Genomic DNA, 340 nt, shown 5'->3' on the forward strand with positions numbered 1-340 from the left:
TTTAAAGTAAAAAATCCACTCTCATCTATTCCTAAGCACTCATTTATATCATTAGCTGATACAAACTGAACATACTCTAAACCTAAATTAGCAAAGCTATCAACCCTTTTAATCTCATCAATTATAGTTGGTTCAAATGCCTTAATCTCTCTTAGATTATAATTAAAGGTCTCATCTGATTTACCTAAATTGACTACTAAAGGCATACCTGTATCAAGGGATCTTAGGCTTAGAGGCAAGGTAAATGGATCAAACCCATCTTGGTTGTTTGAATTGTTTGAATTGTTTGATTTTAAATTTGGTTTATCATTTAAATCACTGATTTTAATTCTATCTGGGG

At 30.9% G+C, this 340-nt stretch carries 1 pseudogene; it reads right to left on the bottom strand.

What is annotated here, in order from left to right:
* Positions 1 to 340, bottom strand: a pseudogene (locus CCAL9328_RS10825) (hypothetical protein); the annotation flags it as partial.

The sequence above is a fragment of the Campylobacter sp. RM9328 genome, assembly GCF_012978615.1.